The sequence below is a fragment of the Telluria sp. RB2R28 genome (genome assembly GCF_059685835.1).
Genome location: NZ_JCASIK010000003.1, coordinates 49,394 through 66,203, shown reverse-complemented (window position 1 = coordinate 66,203; position 16,810 = coordinate 49,394). Strand labels below are relative to the sequence as shown.

The following is a 16,810-nucleotide window of genomic DNA, read 5'->3' as shown; positions in this document are numbered from 1 at the left end:
TTGTAAAGCATGAGCACCACCGGAATTGAACTGAACACCCGCCGCCGTGGTCTGGCCGAGGCGGTCGAACTGATCTCATCGATGCGGTTTGCGATCAGTCTTCTCACCATCATCTCCATCTCGTCGATCATCGGCACCGTGCTCAAGCAGGCTGAGCCGATGTCGAATTACGTCAACCAGTTCGGTCCGTTCTGGTTCGAGATTTTCAACAAGTTCGGCCTGTACAGCGTGTATTCCAGCTGGTGGTTCCTCGTGATCCTGGTCGTGCTGGTCATGTCCACCGGGCTGTGCTTGATCCGCAACGCGCCGAAAATGATGCGCGACATGCGCAGCTGGCGCGAGAACGTGCGCTTCGATTCGCTGCGCAACTTCCATCACAAGCTCGAATGGCAGGCGCCGCTGGCCAAAAACGCGCTGGCCGAGCAGAGCGCACTGCGCCTGCGCCACGCCGGCTACGCCACGAAAATCGTCGAGAAGGATGGCGGCACGCTGGTCACGGCCAAGAAGGGCGCGGGCAACAAGTTCGGCTACATCTTCGCGCACTCGTCGATCATCGTGATCCTGGTGGGCGGCACGCTCGACTCCGACCTGCCGGTGCGTATCCAGCAGTGGCTGTTCAACAAGACGCCGTTCACCGGCAGCGGCGTGATCGCCGACATTCCGGCCCAGCACCGCCTGGGCACGGGCAACCCGACCTTCCGTGGCAATACCGCCATTGCCGAAGGGCAGGCCAGCCGCACCGCGATCCTGAATCAGCCGACGGGCGTGCTGGTGCAGGAGCTGCCGTTCTCGCTGCAGCTCAAGAAATTCCATATCGAGTTTTATTCGACCGGTATGCCGAAACTGTTTGCCAGCGACGTGGTCGTGCGCGACCTGGAAACCGGCCACACGTTCGAATCGACCATCAAGGTCAATCATCCGCTGATCTACAAGGGCATTGCCGTCTACCAGTCGAGCTTTGACGATGGCGGCAGCAAACTGCGGCTGACGGGGTATCCGATGAACGGCGCCACCAGCGCCAGTTTCCCGATCGAAGGCGAAGTCAACAGCGCCACTGAACTGAAAATCGGTGGCGATACCTATGCGGTCGAGTGGTCGGGTTTCCGTCCGTTCAACGTCGAAAACATCAGCCAGGGCAATGACGTGCGCGCGGTGAGCAAGGGCAAAACGTTCAACGAACAGTTCGCCGCCACGCTGGGCAAGGCCTCGGGCGCGGCTGCCAATCCGGACGCCACGAAAGACCTCAAGAACGTCGGCCCCAGCGTGCAATACAAGCTGCGCGACGCCAGCGGCCAGGCGCGCGAATTCATGAACTACATGCAGCCGATGACGCTCGATGGCGCGCAAGTCTATCTGGCCGGTGTGCGCGCGAACCCGTCGGAGAGCTTCAGCTTCCTGCGCATTCCCGTCGATGAACGCTACGGCGTGGGCGACTGGATGCGCCTGCGCGCGGCGCTGGCCGATCCCGAAGCACGCGCCGTGGCGGCGCGCCGCTATGCCGCGCGGGCATTGGGTGGCGACCAAGGGAGCGCGCTGGCTGGCCAGTTGCAGGAGTCGGCGGCGCGCACGCTGGGCATCTTTGCCGGCGGCGACGGTCGCGGCGGCTTTGTCGGTGTGGCCCAGTTCCTGGAAAAGATTCCGCAGGCCGAGCAGGAGAAAGCAGCCGGCATCTTCATGAAGATGCTTAACGGCACCCTGTGGGAGCTGTGGCAAGTGGCGCGCGAAAAACACGGCGACGCCGCGGCCGCGCCAACGGACGCCAATGGCCGCTTCCTGCAACTGGCCACCAATGCGTTGTCGGACAGTTATCTGTACGGTGCGCCGGTGTATCTGCAGCTCGACGATTTCACCGAAGTGAAGGCCTCGGTGCTGCAATTGACGCGCTCGCCGGGCAAGAACGTGGTCTACTTCGGCTGTGTCCTGCTCGTGCTGGGCGTGTTCGCGATGTTTTACATTCGCGAGCGGCGTGTCTGGATCTGGGTGCGCGACGTGCCCGGTAACCCGGAGGCTGGCGCCGAGGCGTTGATGGCGATGAGCACGCAACGCAAGACGCTCGATTTCGAGCGTGAGTACGAAGACTTGTCTGTAAAGCTGCCACAACCGGCGTAAGCTGCGCGGGCCTGGAGAAAACAATGGAACTGTCACAACCCAAGACTGGCGCCCCGGCGCGCTCGACCGATCAATACCAGGAGGCGCCGGGCTATTTCCGCCGCCTGGGCCCGGCCGACTGGCTGTACGCGCTCGCCCTGTGCGCCGCCGCGCTGTTCGCGCTGAACCGGTACGGCCACTTCATGGACATCTATGAAGAGGTGATCCTGGTGTGCACGGCGCCCGTGTTTGCCGTGCTGGGCTGGTACTGGAAACCGATGCGCTGGCTGCTGCCACTGGTGGCCGTGCTGTCGCTGGGTGCGATCGCGCTGTATGACGGTAACCTCGCCGCTGCCGAGCAAAAATTCTTCCTGAAGTACATGTTGTCGAGCCAGTCGGCCATCCTTTGGATGAGCGCGCTGTTCGTGTTCTCGACCGTGTTCTATTGGGTTGGCCTGTTAAGCCGCGGCAAGTTCGGCGGCGGCGTGGGCGCGGCGCTGTGCTGGGCCGCGGTCGTGATCGGCGCGGTCGGCATGATGGTGCGCTGGTACGAGTCGTACCTGATCGGCCCGGACGTCGGCCATATCCCGGTGTCGAACCTGTACGAAGTGTTCATCCTGTTCGCCCTCATCACCGCGCTGTTCCACCTGTATTACGAAGAACACTACGCCACGCGCCAGCTGGGTCCGTTCGTGATGCTGATCATCGGCGCTGCCGTCGGCTTCCTGCTGTGGTACACGGTCTCGCGCGACGCCGCCCAGATCCAGCCGCTCGTGCCGGCGCTGCAGAGCTGGTGGATGAAAATCCACGTGCCGGCCAACTTCATCGGTTACGGCACGTTTGCGCTGGCCGCGATGGTCGCATCGGCCTACCTGCTCAAGTCGCACGGCATGCTGGCCGACCGTCTGCCTTCGCTCGAGGTGCTCGACGACGTGATGTACAAGTCGATTTCGGTCGGTTTCGCGTTCTTCACCGTCGCCACCATTCTCGGCGCGCTGTGGGCCGCTGAAGCGTGGGGCGGCTACTGGTCGTGGGACCCGAAAGAGACGTGGGCGCTGATCGTGTGGCTGAACTACGCGGCGTGGCTGCACATGCGCTTGATGACCGGCCTGCGCGGCCGGGTTGCGGCTTGGTGGGCAGTGGTCGGCTTGCTGGTGACCACGTTCGCCTTCCTGGGCGTAAATATGTTCCTGTCGGGTCTGCACTCGTACGGCGAGCTGTAAAGAAGGCACGGGTACTGACCCGGTAGTGTGGGCCGTATAACGCAGGCTTAAGGAAACTTCGTGTAATGTGAAGCTTCCCAAGCTCGCGAGGCCAGCCATGCTCTTCAAACGCAATCCCAACGGACTTGATCTTCCGTATCCATCCGAAATTACGCCGCAAGAGATCTATACCGGCCGGCGTGAATTCATCACCCGCATGGCCGCCACGGCCGCTGTTGGCAGCGGCGTCTGGGAGATGGCCAACCGCGAAGCCTTTGCCCAAACCGCCGGCCAGAAGCTCGCGGCGCGCGCCAATGTGGCACTGTCGACCGACGAAAAGCAGACCCCGTTCAAGGACGCTGCCGGCTACAACAATTTCTACGAGTTTGGCCTCGACAAGGGCGATCCTGCCGAAAACGCGCACACGCTGCGCACCCGGCCATGGACCGTGCGCATCGAGGGCGAGGTCAAGAAGCCGCTCACGCTCGATATCGACAGCCTGCTGAAACTCGCGCCGCTCGAGGAGCGCGTGTACCGCCTGCGCTGCGTCGAAGGCTGGTCGATGGTCATTCCGTGGATCGGCTATTCGCTGTCGAACCTGCTCAAGCAGGTGGAACCGACCGGCAACGCTAAGTTCGTCGAATTCACGACGCTGGCCGATCCCAAGCAGATGCCAGGCCTGCGTAGTGGCGTGCTGGACTGGCCGTACGTCGAGGGCTTGCGCATCGACGAAGCCATGCACCCGCTGACGATGCTCACGATGGGCATGTATGGCCAGGTGCTGCCGAACCAGAACGGCGCGCCGGTGCGCCTGGTCGTGCCATGGAAGTACGGTTTCAAGTCGGCCAAGTCCCTGGTGCGCATTCGCCTGCTCTCACGCCAGCCCAAGACCGCGTGGAACGACATGGCGCCGCGCGAATACGGCTTCTTCTCGAACGTGAATCCGAACGTGGACCACCCGCGCTGGTCGCAGGCCAGCGAGCGCCGCATCGGTGAATCGGGCCTGTTTGCACCGAAACGCAAGACCCTGATGTTCAATGGCTACGACCAGGTGTCGTCGCTGTATACCGGCCTGGATCTGAAGCGTTATTTCTGATGGCAGGGTTGAACAGCAAACAGGTCGGGTGGGTCAAGGCGCTGGTGTTTGTGCTGGCGCTGATTCCCTTCGCGCGCCTGGTCTGGGGCACCGCCAGCGGGAGCTTTTCGGATCCGCTGGCGGCGATCACCAAGGGCAGCGGCGAATGGGCGCTGTACTTCCTGTGCATCACGCTGGCGGTGACGCCGCTGCGGCGCCTGACCGGCTGGAACTGGCTCGTCAAGCTGCGCCGCATGATCGGCCTGTTCATGTTTTTCTACGCATTCGTGCACTTCACGGCATTCCTGTGGTTCGACCACTTCTTCGACGTGCCGGCGATGCTGGCCGACGTCATCAAGCGGCCGTTCATCCTGGTCGGCTTCATCGCCTTCGTGCTGCTCATCCCGCTGGCGGCGACGTCGACCAATGCGATGATCAAGCGCCTGGGCGGCAAGCGCTGGCAATGGCTGCACCGCCTGATCTACGTGATCGCACCACTGTCGATCCTGCACTTCTGGTGGATGAAAGAGGGCAAGAACGATTTCGCCAGACCGATCATCTTCGGTTCGATCATTGCGCTGCTCCTCGGGTTGCGGGTGTTCTGGCACTTCAGGCGCAAGCAACAGGCCGTGCGGGCCTGAGCACCAAGTGAAAAGCTGGGGTCAGGTCTGACATTCGGACACGACCTCGACAGTCTTTTGGTCGGAACTAGCTGGTACCGCGCGATGCTACTGCTGGCAGGAAAGATTGGAGCTGGCTAAAGCTGAGGTCGTGTCCGAATGTCAGACCTGACCCCGCTTTTTTTACTTGATGAGCGTCTCGAGCGCGAAGGTCTCGGTCGGTGTTTCGCGGCGGCGTACCAGGTGGATGGTGTCGCCGTCGACGATCACTTCGGCTGCGCGGCCGCGCGTGTTGTAGTTCGACGCCATCGTCATGCCGTAGGCGCCGGCCGTCATCATGGCCAGCAGGTCGCCCGGTTCCAGTGCCAGCTCGCGCTCGCGCGCCAGCCAGTCGCCCGATTCGCAGATCGGTCCCACGACATCCCACATCAATGCTGCGCTCTCGCGCTGCGTCACTGCCTGCAGGCCCATCCAGGCCCCGTACAGCGTCGGGCGCATCATGTCGTTCATCGCGGCGTCGACGATGCAGAAGTTCTTCTCGGCGCCTGGTTTCAGGTATTCCACGCGCGTGAGCAGCACGCCGGCCTCGGCGACAATCGAGCGGCCCGGCTCGAAGATCACCTTGAGCGGCTGGCCGTCGTACTTTGCCGCACGCCAGGCGTCGATGCGCGCGAACAGGCGGCCCAGGTAGTCGCCCACCGGCACTGGTGGCGCATCGCCGGCCACGCCGTAGTCGACGCCGATGCCGCCGCCGATGTCCAAGTGGTGCAGGTGGATGCCTTCGGCGTGCAGCGTGTCGATCAGGTCGATCAGCTTGTCGAGCGCCTCGAGCAGCGGCGCGTCGTCCAGCAGCTGCGAGCCGATATGGCAGTCGATGCCGACCACGTCCAGGTGCGGCAGTGCGGCGGCCGCGCGGTAGGTGTCGAGCGCTTCGTCGAAGGCCACGCCGAATTTATTGGCCTTCAGGCCGGTGGCGATGTACGGGTGGGTCTTGGCGTCCACGTTCGGATTCACGCGCAGCGAGACCGGCGCACGCATGCCGAGTTTGCCGGCCACGGCGTTCAGGCGGTGCAGTTCGGGGATCGATTCCACGTTGAAGCACAAGATGCCTTTTTCCAGCGCCAGCGTCATCTCGGCCTCGGTCTTGCCCACGCCCGAGAAAATGGTCTTGCCCGGGTCGCCGCCGGCAGCGATCACGCGCAGCAGTTCACCGCCCGAGACGATGTCGAAACCCGCACCCTGGCGCGCCAGCAGGTCGAGCACGGCGAGGTTCGAGTTGGCCTTCATCGCATAGCAGACCAGTGCGTCGCGGCCGGCGCAGGCATCCTGGTAGGCGTTGAAGTTGTCGAGCAGCGTGGCCTTGGAATAGACATAGGTCGGCGTGCCGAATTCGTCGGCGATGGCGGACAGGGAAACGCCTTCGGCGTGCAGCACGTCGTTCTGGTACAGGAAGTGGGGCATAAGGTAAAAGCGAAGGTGGAAGCGGACGGTTAGCGGTATGGCGCCGGGGTGGACGCGTTGTTCGACGGGACGGGCTGGGCTGGCTGGTCGACGACGACCGGCACGGGCCTGGCGGGCGGGTTGGGCATGTACAGCGGGCCGGTCTGGCCGCAGCCGGCAAGGGCTCCGGCGAGCAGCGCAGCGCCGAAAGGAAGCGCGAGGGAGGACTTCACGATTAGAATCAGGGTTTGATTAGCAGATTTGGAGTGTAGCATGACCGAAACCGAATTTTTGGACCTGGCCGACCTGACCCTGAAACGGATCGAAACCGCCTTCGACCGCCTGAACGACGAAGATGTCGTCGACGTCGAGTGCAAGCGCAGTGGCAACGTGCTCGAAATCGAGTTCATTGACAACGGCACCAAGATCATCATCAACAGCCAGGCCCCTCTGCAAGAGATGTGGCTGGCGGCCCGCTCGGGCGGCTACCACTACAAGCGCGTGGGTGACGAGTGGCGTAACACACGCGACGACAGCGAGTTCTTTGCGGCGCTCGGGCGCTATGCGAGCGAGCAGGGCGGGGCACCAGTCAACTTGGTGTAACGCGATCTCGCACTAAAAACAAAGGCGGCCAGTTGGCCGCCTTTGTCGTTTCATACCCGCGTGATCAGAACAACTCGTTCCTCACCGCGTCACGTTCCTGCTGTTGCTGCGCCGGCGGCGGCTGGCCGACGTCGAGCGCTTCGACGCCACTGCCCGGCGGCGTCTCGGCGTAGTAGTACTCGGACCCGTACTGCACCAGGCCAGCCGGCACTTCGCGTTCAACCATCGGCTGGTCCTTCAGCGCCTTTTGCATGTAGCCGATCCAGATCGGCAGGGCCAGGCCGCCACCGGTTTCGCGCGCACCCAGGTTGCGCGGCTTGTCGTAGCCCATCCAGGCAATGCCCACCAGCTTTGGCTGGTAGCCGGCGAACCACGCGTCGATCGAGTCGTTGGTGGTACCCGTCTTGCCGGCCAGGTCGGTGCGCTTCAGGGCCATCGCCTTGTTCGCGGTGCCGTGGCGGACCACGTCCTTGAGCATGCTGTCCATCAGGAAGGCGTTGCGCGCATCGATCACGCGGTTCGCTTCATCACCCGCGCGCGCCGGCCGTGCTTCGGACAGCACCTTGCCATCGCTGTCGGTGACCTTCGAGATCAGGTACGGGCTGACGCGGTAGCCGCCATTGGCGAACACCGCGTAGGCGCCGGCCATCTGCAGCGGATTGGTCGCGCCGGCGCCCAGTGCCAGCGTCAGGTAGGCCGGATTGCGCTCTGGGTCAAAACCGAAACGGGCCGCGTATTCCTGGCCGTAGCGCGCGCCGATCTTGTTCAGGATGCGGATCGAGATCATGTTCTTCGACTGCATCAGACCGCGCCGCATCGTCATCGGACCGTCGTACTTGCTGTCGTAGTTCTTCGGTTCCCACGCCTGGCCACCGGTCTGGCCGGCATCGAAACTGATCGGCGCATCGTTGATGATGGTGGCTGGCGACAGGCCGCGCTCGAGCGAGGCCGAATAGATGAACGGCTTGAACGACGAACCTGGCTGGCGCCACGCTTGCGTCACGTGGTTGAACTTGTTGCGGTTGAAGTCGAAGCCACCCACCAGCGCGCGGATTGCGCCGTCTTCGGTATTGGCCGCCACAAAGGCCGATTCCACTTCGGGCATCTGCGTGATGAGCCACTTCGATTCGTCGTCCTGCATCACGCGGATCACGGCGCCGCGGCGCACGCGCCGGTTCGGCGCAGCCTTGTCCGACAGCCAGGCTTTGGCAAACGCCAGGCCCGGGCCCGACAGCGTAATCGTCTCGCCCGATGCGATCGCTGCCTGCACCTGCGTGCTCGACGCCTGCAGCACGACGGCCGCGATGATGTTGTCGCTGTCCGGATGCTCGGCCAGCTCGGCTTCGATCGCTTCGTCTGCTGCCGCCCTGCCAGATGGCAGGTCGATGAACGATTCCGGGCCACGATAGGCGCGGCGGCGTTCGTAGTCCATCACGCCGCGGCGCAGTGCCAGGTAGGCCGCGTCCTGGTCGGCCTTGGTGATGGTGGTAAACACGTTCAGGCCGCGCGTGTAGGTGTCTTCCTTGAACTGCTCGTACACCAGCTGGCGCGCCATTTCGGCCACGTATTCGGCGTGCACGCCGAAGGCGGCGCTGTCGGTCTTGATCTTGAGCGGTTCGACCTTGGCCTGGGCGAACTGCGCGTCGCTGATATAGCCCAGCTGGTGCATGCGCACCAGGATGTACTGCTGGCGCGTCCTGGCGCGGGTCGGATTGACCACGGGGTTGTAGGCCGACGGGGCTTTCGGCAGGCCAGCCAGCATGGCCGCTTCGGCCACGGTGATGTCGCGCAGGTCCTTGCCGAAATAGATCTGGGCCGCCGACTGGAAGCCGAAGGCGCGCTGGCCCAGGTAGATCTGGTTCATGTACAGCTCGAGGATCTGGTCCTTGGACAGGTTCTTCTCGATCTTCCAGGCCAGCATCGCTTCATATGCCTTGCGCTTGAAGGTCTGTTCCGACGACAGGAAGAAGTTGCGCGCCACCTGCTGGGTGATGGTCGAGGCGCCCTGGCGCGCGCCGCCTGTGGCGTTGCGGAAGGCCGCGCGCATGATGCCCAGGTAATCGATGCCGCTGTGTTCATAGAAGCGGTCGTCTTCGATCGACAGCACGGCCTTTTTCATGACATCGGGGATGTCCTTGAAGTGGACCAGCGTGCGGCGTTCTTCGCCGAATTCGCCGATCAGGACGTTATCGGCCGTAAAGATCCGCAGTGGCATCTTGGGCCGGTAATCGGTGATCGTGTCCAGCGCCGGCAGGTTCGGGTACGCCATGGCCAGGGCGAACACGAGCACGAGTACGCCAATCGCACCCAGGCCGAACAGGCTGGCGAATGCGATGAGGATCAGGCGCTTGGGGCTGAACTTCGAGGAGGAAGAAGGTGCTGCCTGTTTCTCTTTCATGCTGACTTTCGCTTTGTTGATCCGCCTCATTATAAGACAGCAGTTTGGCACCCGATACTGGCCCGAGCTTAATCGAACCACAGAGCAATATTTAGCTGGCAACGAATCGGCAAAGTGTGGTGCGCATGCCCCGCATTCTGATGTTCCCGAGTAGAAATATCTTGTCCGGCATCATCCTTTATTGCTACGATCCGAGACGGTGCTTTCACGTAAGTATCGGATTTTTATAAGAAAATAACAGGTGTTTGGTTAACGACAACGACCCTTGCAAGGGCGTCTACAGCCAGATTCTGCCCCAATCGGTGTCAAGGAGTGTTTTGGTGATCAATCTGGGTTCCTTGTTTGGAAAGTCGAGTCCGCCAATGATCGGGCTCGATATCAGCACGTCCGGCGTTCGCCTGGTCGAGCTGGCCGATGCCGGCAAGGGACTCGTGCGTCTCGAGCGCTATGCGACCGAAGCACTGCCGCGCGGCGCCGTGGTCGATGGCAATATCGAAAACATGGACCAGGTGGCCGACGCGGTGCGCCGGGTCTGGAAAAAGAGCGGCACACGTGCCAAACACGTCGCGCTGGGCATGCCGCCGGCTGCCGTGATCACCAAGAAAATTATCCTGCCGGCCGGTTTGTCGGAAGACCAGCTCGAAGTGCAGGTCGAGTCCGAAGCCAGCCAGTACATTCCGTTCGCCCTCGATGAAGTCAGCCTCGACTTCGACGTGATCGGCCCGGCGCCCAATTCGCCGGACGACATGGAAGTGATGCTGGCCGCTGCCCGCCGCGAAAAAGTCGAGGACCGGATCGCCATCGCCGAAGGCGCGGGTCTGCTGGCGACCGTGATGGACATCGAATCGTACGCCGCGCGCAGTGCGCTGGAAAACGCTGCCGGCCTGATGCGCGACCAGATCGTGGCGCTGTTCCAGATCGGCGCCCAGGCCACCCACGTGTCGGTGCTGTTCAATGGCGAAGCAGTCTACGAGCGCGAGCAGCCGTTCGGCGGCAACACGCTCACCCAGGACATCGTGCGCGCCTATGGCATGGCGTTCGAGGAAGCCGAAACGCGCAAGAAGGCAGGCGACCTGCCGGAAAACTACCGCGCCGACCTGCTCGCGCCATTCCTGGAGAACGCGGCGCTGGAAGTCACGCGCGCGATCCAGTTCTTCTACACCTCGACGCCGTACACGCGGATCGACCGGATTTACCTGGCTGGCGGCTGCGCGCTGCTGCCGGGCATCATGGAGATCGTGGCTGGCCGCACCCGCATCGCCACCAGCCTGGCGTCGCCGTTCGACAATATGGCGTTCGGCCCCGGCGTGCGTGAACACCAGCTGCGCCAGGAAGCGCCGGCCTACCTGGTCGCCTGCGGCCTGGCCTTGCGGAGGTTCGGCTGATGATCCGCATTAACCTGTTGCCTCACCGCGAGGCAAAACGCAAGCAGAAGCAATCGGCGTTCGTGGCGCTGATGGCGCTTGGTGGCCTGGTCGGCGCCGGCATCGTGCTGCTGGTGGGCGGCTACAACGCCAGCCAGATTTCGGTCCAGAACGAGCGTAATGAGGTGCTCAAGCAGGCCAGCGCCGATCTCGACAAGAAAATCGGCGAGATCACGACGCTCAAGGAAGAAATCGCCGCGCTGCAGGCACGCCAGCAGGCGGTCGAAGACTTGCAGGGCGACCGCAACCAGCCCGTCTACCTGCTCGACGAACTGGTGCGCCAGGCGCCCGACGGCGTGCACCTCAAGACCGTCAAGCAGGATGGCCAGCGCGTGATCCTGACCGGCGCCGCCCAGTCGCAGGAGCGCGTCGCCGAACTGCTGCGCAACCTGTCGAGCCAGTCGGCATGGCTGGAAAAGCCCGACCTGACCGAAGTGCGCGCCGCGACCATCACCCAGAGCAAGAGCGCGCGCAAGGTGGTGGAATTCACGCTGGCCGTATCGATCAAGCGTGCCCGCAACAGCGATGCGCCGGAAGACGGCGCCGCAGCCAAACCTGGCGCGCCGGGGAAATCATGAACATCGATATCAAGGCGCAGTTCGCCCAGCTCGCGGCGCAATTCGAAGACCTGCAGGGCCGCCAGCCCGGCCAGTGGCCGCTGGCGCCGCGCCTGTTGTGCGCGGCCGGCGTGGTGGCGCTGGTGGTTGGCCTGGGCTACTACTTCTACTGGAGCGACCAGTTCGCCGAGCAGGAAACCCTTGCGCAGGAAGAAGTGCGGCTGCGCGGCGAGTACGAAACCAAGATGGCGCAGGCGATCAACCTCGAAGCGCTCAAGGCGCAGAAGGCGCAGGTCGACCAGTACGTGGTGCGCCTCGAGAAGCAGTTGCCGAGCAAGTCGGAAATGGCTGCGCTGCTGTCGGACATCAACCAGGCGGGCGTGGGCCGCGGCCTGCAGTTCGAGCTGTTCAAGCCGGGCCAGGAAGTGGTGCGCGACTACTACGCCGAGCTGCCGATCAGTATCAAGGTGAGCGGGCAATACCACGACATGGGCGCATTTGCCGCCGACATGGCCAACCTGCCGCGCATCGTCACGCTCAACAACCTGTCGCTGGTGAGCATCAAGGAAGGCAACCTCGAGATGGAAGCGATCGCCAAGACCTTCCGCTATCTCGACCAGGAAGAACTGATCGCCCAGCGCGCGGCGCGCGCGGCCGAGAAGAAGGCCGCCAAAGGCAAAGGCAAGGGTAAAGGCAAAGGCAAGTGATGATACGAGCTCACGTGATTGCGCTGTTCGCCGCTGCGGCCCTGCTGGCCGGTTGCGGCGATGGCGGCGTCGGCGAAACGCGGGCCTGGATGAAACAGGTCGAGGGCCGCACCGTCTCGAAGGTCAAGCCGCTGCCGGAACCGAAGACGTTCCAGCCGCACGCCTACCTGCCGGGCGAAGCGCTCGACCCGTTCGACCAGACCAAGCTGCTGGGCGAACTGGCGCGCATGGCGCAGTCCAGCCCCAACGCCAACCAGCCTGACCTGAACCGCCCGAAAGAGCCGCTCGAGAACTTCCCGCTCGACACGATGCGGATGGTCGGCACGATGAAAAAAGGTGGCGTGAGCTACGCGCTGGTTCAGATCGACCGGGCGCTGTACCGCGTCCGGCCCGGCCAGCGGCTGGGACAGAATTATGGCCGCGTCACCCGCGTGAGTGACGAGGCGATCGAAATCAGGGAATCGGTGCAGGACGCCACCGGCGATTGGGTGGAACGACTAGCCAACATCGAGCTGCAGCACAACCAGGAGAGCAGTAAATGACCCCCAACGTCCAGATTCGCTTCGCCATGCCGGCCTGGCTGGCGCGCGCTGCCACCGCACTCGTGCTGTTGACGTGCGCCGGCGCCGCCCTGGCCCAGGGCAATGCGATCGAATCGATCACGGCCAACCAGCAAGGCAGCAACGTGGTCATCAACGTGACCCTGCGCGATGCGCCAAGCCGCGCGCCGATCGGTTTTGCCATCACCAACCCGGCGCGCATTGCGCTCGACTTCGGCGCCACGGCGAACGCCACCGGCAAGAACATGCAGGAGCTGAACCTGGGCGACGTGCGCAGCCTGAACCTGGTGCAGGCCGGCGAGCGTACCCGCATGGTGGTCAACCTGGCGCGCGCGCTGAACTACGCCACCGCCATTGACGGCAAGTCGATCATCGTGACCGTCGAAGGCACGGGCGGCGTGGCGCGCGCGGTCAACGCCAGCGGCCTGCCGGTCGCCGCCAGCGCGGCACCGGTTGCTGCGGCGCCCGCAGCGCGGCCGCAACTGCGCGACCTCGATTTCAAGCGCGGCGCCAACGGCGCCGGCCGCGTCGTGGTCGACCTGCCGAACAACCAGGTCGCCGTCGACGTGCGCCAGACCGGCACCGGCGTGACCGTCGACTTCATCGGCGCGCGCCTGCCTGAATCGCTGCGCCGCCGCCTGGACGTGACCGACTTCGGCACGCCGGTCACGCGCGTGGCCACCAGCGCCCAGGGCGACAACGTGCGCATGACGATCGAGGCGCAGGGCGCCTGGGAGCAGTCGGTGTTCCAGAGCGACTCGCAGCTGGTGGTCGAAGTGCGCCAGGTCGTGGAAGACCCGAACCGCAACAGTCCCGGCTCGAGCAACAACCCGCAGGGCTACCGTGGCGAAAAACTCTCGTTCGATTTCCAGAACGTCGAAGTGCGCGCCGCGCTGCAGGCCGTGGCCGATATCTCGGGCCTGAACATCATCGCCAGCGATTCGGTGGCAGGCTTTCTGACGCTGCGCCTGAAGGACGTGCCATGGGACCAGGCGCTGGACGTGATCCTGACCGCCAAGGGCCTGGACATGCGCAAGAACGGCACCGTGCTGTGGATCGCGCCGAAGGAAGAACTGCTGACCAAGGAAAAGCTCGAACTCGAGCAGCGCGCCCAGATCGCCGAACTGGAGCCGCTGCGCTCCGAGATCTTCCAGCTCAATTACCAGAAAGCCGAATCGTTCCGCAACGTGTTCGGCCTGGACCAGGGCGGCGTCGGCGCTGGCGCTGCCGGCGACGCGGGCCGCAACCGCGTGCTGTCCCGGCGCGGCAGCGCGATCATCGATCCGCGCACCAACCAGCTGTTCGTGACCGATATCGCGGCCAAGATCGAAGACATCCGCAAGCTGATCCAGAAAACCGACGTCGCCTCGAAGCAGGTGCTGATCGAAGCGCGTCTGGTGGAAGCCAATGACGGCTTCTCGCGCAACCTCGGCGCCAAGCTGGGCTTTGCCGACATGCGCACGATGCGCGGCGGGGATTCGGGCTGGCAGGTCAATGGCAACGAACGCGTCGCCATCGGCGGCAACCTGGTCGGCGTGGGCCAGACCACCGGCCAGGTGGCCAACAGCGCCGACAGCTTCAACAACACGACGATGGTCAACCTGCCGGCGGCCGGCATCGGCGGCGTTCCAGCGTCGTCGCTGGCGTTCTCGCTGTTCTCGTCGGCGGCCAACCGCTTCCTGAATCTGGAACTGTCGGCGCTGGAAGCGGATGGCAAGGGCAAGATCATCTCGAGCCCGCGCGTTGTCACCGAAGACAAGCAGGTCGCGCTGATCGAGCAGGGCGTCGAACTGCCTTACGAAAACAGCACCAGCAGCGGCGCCACCGCGATCGAATTCAAGAAGGCCAACCTGCGCCTGGAAGTCACGCCGCAGATCACGCCGGACGGCAACGTGGTGCTGGAAGTGGACGTGAGCAAGGATTCGAAGGGCGAAGACACCCGCGCGGGCTTTGCCATCAATACCCAGCACGTCAAGACCAAGGTGATGGTCGAAAACGGCGGCACCGTGGTACTGGGCGGGATTTACCAGCAGACCGAGCGCACCAACGAGAGCAAGGTGCCGTTCCTGGGCGACGTGCCGCTGCTGGGGTATCTGTTCAAGACCACCGCACGTGAAAGCAGCAAGACCGAACTGCTGGTCTTCATTACCCCGAAGATCGTGAACGACAACGTGGCGGGCGCACGCTGATTCTTGTTTCATCAACGACCGATAACAACAACGAACCGATATGAAAAACCAGACAATCACCTACGGCAGCCTGGCGCTGCTCCTGGCTGCAGCCCTCAGTGCGTGCGGCGGCGGCGGCGGCAGCCCGGGCACTGTTGGCGGCGGCACCGCGCCGACCACACCGGCCACGCCTGCCAGCCCGACCGTCGGCGTCAGCCTCGTCAATGCCAGCGGTCAGGCCAGCACGGCCTTGAGCGGTGCCACGCCATTGACGGTGCGCGCCGTGGTGCGCGATGCGGCCAACCAGCCGGTGCCGAATGCGCTGGTGACGTTTACTACCGATGCCGACCTGGCCGTATTTGCGCCGGGCGCAGGCACTGCACTGGCCGATGCGAGCGGCACGGCCAGCATCACGCTGCGCAGCGCCAGCCTGGCTGCCGGTGGCGCCGGCCGCGTGACTGCGAGCGCGAGCGTGGCCGGTGTTACCGTGACGGGTGATGCCGCGTATTCGGTGAACGCCACTTCGCTGGCTTTCAGCGCCCTGACCCTGGCCCCGGCCAGCATCGATGCCTATGGTTCGACGGTGATCTCGGTCGATCTGCTGGCCAATGGCGTCAAGTACACCAGCCAGCAGGTCAACGTCCGATTCAGCTCGGCGTGCGTCACGTCCGGCAAGGCGACCCTCGCCGCGACCGTCGCCACCAACAATGGTACTGCCCAGACCGTCTACCGCGACCAGGATTGCGGCAATAACGACATCATTACTGCGACCGCCGACGGTGTCGCTACGGCGGCCTCGGCAGCACTGGCCATCGCGCCGCCGAGCGCTGCTTCGGTCCAGTTCGTTGAAGCGCTGCCGACCGACAAATCGATCGTGATCCGTGGCCAGGGTGGTATCAATCGCACCGAGACCGCCACGCTGCGCTTCCGCGTGTTCGACGTGTTCGATCGGCCGCTGGCCGGTCGTCGCGTCGATTTCAGCATCGTGCCAAGCGGTGCCGTGGCCCTGAACAAGGCCACCGACAGCACCGACCAGAATGGCGAAGTGATCACCACGGTCAATTCGCTGGACGTGCCGACCACCTTCCGCGTCCAGGCCGTGTTGCCAGGCACTGCGAACGCCAGCCGCCCGGATATTTCGACGACATCCGATTCGATCGTCGTGACCACAGGCCTGCCGGTGCAGCGCGCCTTCTCGCTCAGCGTCAGCCAGGGCAATGTGGACGGCTGGTCGTATGACAGCGGCCCGACGACCCCGGCCGCCACGGTCAATGTGCTGTTGGCCGATAACTTCGGCAATCCTGTCGCGGATGGCACGCCGATCGTATTCCAGACCAACCTCGGGGCCATCGGGTCATCGAGCAAAGGCGGCTGCAATACGGTCAATGGCGGCTGCTCGGTTGCTTTCCGCACCCAGAATCCCCGCGTCGCCGCGCCCGGCACGCCAGTCACGCCGTGCAACTCCGGAACTGGTTCGACCGCCGACACCACGCGGGCTGGCGTTGCCACGATCTGCGCCAGCACGACCGACGGTCTGAACACCCAGTTCGCCAAGACCACGATCACGTTCAGCGACGAATCGGTGGCTGCTGTGTACGTCAACGGCGCCGCCAGCCCCAGCACCGTGTTCCCGATCAGCCTTGGCAATGCCAGCGCAAACGAATCGAAGGTGTTCTCGGTCCAGCTGGTTGATCTGAATGGCAACGCGCTGCCTGCTGGCACCACCATCGCAGTCAGTGGTGCAGTCAACGCGACCAGCGTCGAAGTGGCGCCCGAAACCGTGCCGAGCATCTTTGCTGCGCCTGGTAACGGTCCACAGGGATCGAATCACCGTATCACGGTGGCCGCCACCGGTACCAAGCCGTGCACCGCTGCCAGTGTGGCCAACTTCAGCGTGCGTGCAACCACACCGCGCGGTGCAGTCACCTCGATCCCGTTCACACTCAACTTCACCTGCCCGTAAAATTG

At 63.8% G+C, this 16,810-nt stretch carries 14 protein-coding genes; 11 read left to right on the top strand and 3 right to left on the bottom strand.

All coding sequences use genetic code 11. From position 1 onward, the window contains the following. Positions 1-9: 9 nt before the first annotated feature. The 4 genes from AC56LV_RS12560 (at position 10) to msrQ (ending at position 5,006) form a co-directional block, all read left to right on the top strand. Positions 10-2,109: a cytochrome c biogenesis protein ResB gene (locus AC56LV_RS12560; RefSeq protein WP_499558105.1), complete on the top strand. Its 2,100-nt coding sequence runs from the start codon at positions 10-12 to the stop codon at positions 2,107-2,109. Positions 2,110-2,132: 23 nt separating this feature from the next. After that, complete coding sequence (ccsB, locus tag AC56LV_RS12555) at positions 2,133-3,311, top strand: c-type cytochrome biogenesis protein CcsB (protein WP_499558104.1); 1,179 nt, start codon at positions 2,133-2,135, stop codon at positions 3,309-3,311. Positions 3,312-3,408: 97 nt separating this feature from the next. Then, positions 3,409-4,386 (top strand): protein-methionine-sulfoxide reductase catalytic subunit MsrP, encoded by a 978-nt coding sequence (gene msrP / locus AC56LV_RS12550; RefSeq protein WP_499558102.1) that lies wholly within the window; start codon positions 3,409-3,411, stop codon positions 4,384-4,386. Further along, positions 4,386-5,006 (top strand): protein-methionine-sulfoxide reductase heme-binding subunit MsrQ, encoded by a 621-nt coding sequence (gene msrQ / locus AC56LV_RS12545; RefSeq protein WP_332530652.1) that lies wholly within the window; start codon positions 4,386-4,388, stop codon positions 5,004-5,006. The genes msrP and msrQ overlap by 1 nt, the downstream gene beginning before the upstream one ends. Before the next feature lie 162 nt (positions 5,007-5,168). On the opposite strand, the gene lysA is transcribed toward msrQ, so the two are convergent. Further along, positions 5,169-6,446 (bottom strand): diaminopimelate decarboxylase, encoded by a 1,278-nt coding sequence (lysA, locus tag AC56LV_RS12540; RefSeq protein WP_499558100.1) that lies wholly within the window; start codon positions 6,444-6,446, stop codon positions 5,169-5,171. Positions 6,447-6,475: 29 nt separating this feature from the next. After that, positions 6,476-6,658: an LPS translocon maturation chaperone LptM gene (lptM, locus tag AC56LV_RS12535; protein WP_499558098.1), complete on the bottom strand. Its 183-nt coding sequence runs from the start codon at positions 6,656-6,658 to the stop codon at positions 6,476-6,478. 40 nt (positions 6,659-6,698) lie between these two features. Here lptM and cyaY point away from each other — a divergent pair, with 40 nt between their 5' ends. Next, positions 6,699-7,028, top strand: coding sequence for an iron donor protein CyaY (gene cyaY / locus AC56LV_RS12530; protein ID WP_499558096.1), 330 nt, complete (start codon positions 6,699-6,701; stop codon positions 7,026-7,028). Positions 7,029-7,092: 64 nt separating this feature from the next. On the opposite strand, the gene AC56LV_RS12525 is transcribed toward cyaY, so the two are convergent. Then, complete coding sequence (locus AC56LV_RS12525) at positions 7,093-9,426, bottom strand: penicillin-binding protein 1A (RefSeq protein WP_499558094.1); 2,334 nt, start codon at positions 9,424-9,426, stop codon at positions 7,093-7,095. A gap of 362 nt (positions 9,427-9,788) precedes the next feature. Here AC56LV_RS12525 and AC56LV_RS12520 point away from each other — a divergent pair, with 362 nt between their 5' ends. From AC56LV_RS12520 to AC56LV_RS12495, 6 genes are read left to right on the top strand one after another with little or no spacing between them, the layout of a single operon-like run. Beyond that, positions 9,789-10,811, top strand: coding sequence for a pilus assembly protein PilM (locus AC56LV_RS12520; RefSeq protein WP_499558092.1), 1,023 nt, complete (start codon positions 9,789-9,791; stop codon positions 10,809-10,811). Continuing rightward, a complete protein-coding gene (locus AC56LV_RS12515) occupies positions 10,811-11,428 on the top strand; it encodes a PilN domain-containing protein (RefSeq protein WP_499558090.1) in 618 nt (205 codons plus the stop codon). The genes AC56LV_RS12520 and AC56LV_RS12515 overlap by 1 nt, the downstream gene beginning before the upstream one ends. Continuing rightward, positions 11,425-12,114 carry a type IV pilus inner membrane component PilO gene (locus AC56LV_RS12510; protein WP_499558088.1) on the top strand — a complete coding sequence of 230 codons (690 nt, stop codon included), beginning with the start codon at positions 11,425-11,427 and terminating at the stop codon, positions 12,112-12,114. The genes AC56LV_RS12515 and AC56LV_RS12510 overlap by 4 nt, the downstream gene beginning before the upstream one ends. Before the next feature lie 14 nt (positions 12,115-12,128). Next, positions 12,129-12,656 (top strand): pilus assembly protein PilP, encoded by a 528-nt coding sequence (locus tag AC56LV_RS12505; protein ID WP_499558086.1) that lies wholly within the window; start codon positions 12,129-12,131, stop codon positions 12,654-12,656. Continuing rightward, positions 12,653-14,863 carry a type IV pilus secretin PilQ gene (locus AC56LV_RS12500; protein ID WP_499558084.1) on the top strand — a complete coding sequence of 737 codons (2,211 nt, stop codon included), beginning with the start codon at positions 12,653-12,655 and terminating at the stop codon, positions 14,861-14,863. Before AC56LV_RS12505 ends, AC56LV_RS12500 begins: the two co-directional genes overlap by 4 nt. Positions 14,864-14,903: 40 nt before the next feature. Continuing rightward, positions 14,904-16,805: an Ig-like domain-containing protein gene (locus tag AC56LV_RS12495; RefSeq protein WP_499558082.1), complete on the top strand. Its 1,902-nt coding sequence runs from the start codon at positions 14,904-14,906 to the stop codon at positions 16,803-16,805. Positions 16,806-16,810: the final 5 nt, after the last annotated feature.

Coding starts and splice junctions, on each gene's coding strand:
- AC56LV_RS12560 (WP_499558105.1), top strand. CDS start 10: ATGAGCACCACCGGAATTGAACTGAACACCCGCCGCCGTGGTCTGGCC.
- ccsB (WP_499558104.1), top strand. CDS start 2,133: ATGGAACTGTCACAACCCAAGACTGGCGCCCCGGCGCGCTCGACCGAT.
- msrP (WP_499558102.1), top strand. CDS start 3,409: ATGCTCTTCAAACGCAATCCCAACGGACTTGATCTTCCGTATCCATCC.
- msrQ (WP_332530652.1), top strand. CDS start 4,386: ATGGCAGGGTTGAACAGCAAACAGGTCGGGTGGGTCAAGGCGCTGGTG.
- lysA (WP_499558100.1), bottom strand. CDS start 6,446: ATGCCCCACTTCCTGTACCAGAACGACGTGCTGCACGCCGAAGGCGTT.
- cyaY (WP_499558096.1), top strand. CDS start 6,699: ATGACCGAAACCGAATTTTTGGACCTGGCCGACCTGACCCTGAAACGG.
- AC56LV_RS12525 (WP_499558094.1), bottom strand. CDS start 9,426: ATGAAAGAGAAACAGGCAGCACCTTCTTCCTCCTCGAAGTTCAGCCCC.
- AC56LV_RS12520 (WP_499558092.1), top strand. CDS start 9,789: ATGATCGGGCTCGATATCAGCACGTCCGGCGTTCGCCTGGTCGAGCTG.
- AC56LV_RS12515 (WP_499558090.1), top strand. CDS start 10,811: ATGATCCGCATTAACCTGTTGCCTCACCGCGAGGCAAAACGCAAGCAG.
- AC56LV_RS12510 (WP_499558088.1), top strand. CDS start 11,425: ATGAACATCGATATCAAGGCGCAGTTCGCCCAGCTCGCGGCGCAATTC.
- AC56LV_RS12500 (WP_499558084.1), top strand. CDS start 12,653: ATGACCCCCAACGTCCAGATTCGCTTCGCCATGCCGGCCTGGCTGGCG.
- AC56LV_RS12495 (WP_499558082.1), top strand. CDS start 14,904: ATGAAAAACCAGACAATCACCTACGGCAGCCTGGCGCTGCTCCTGGCT.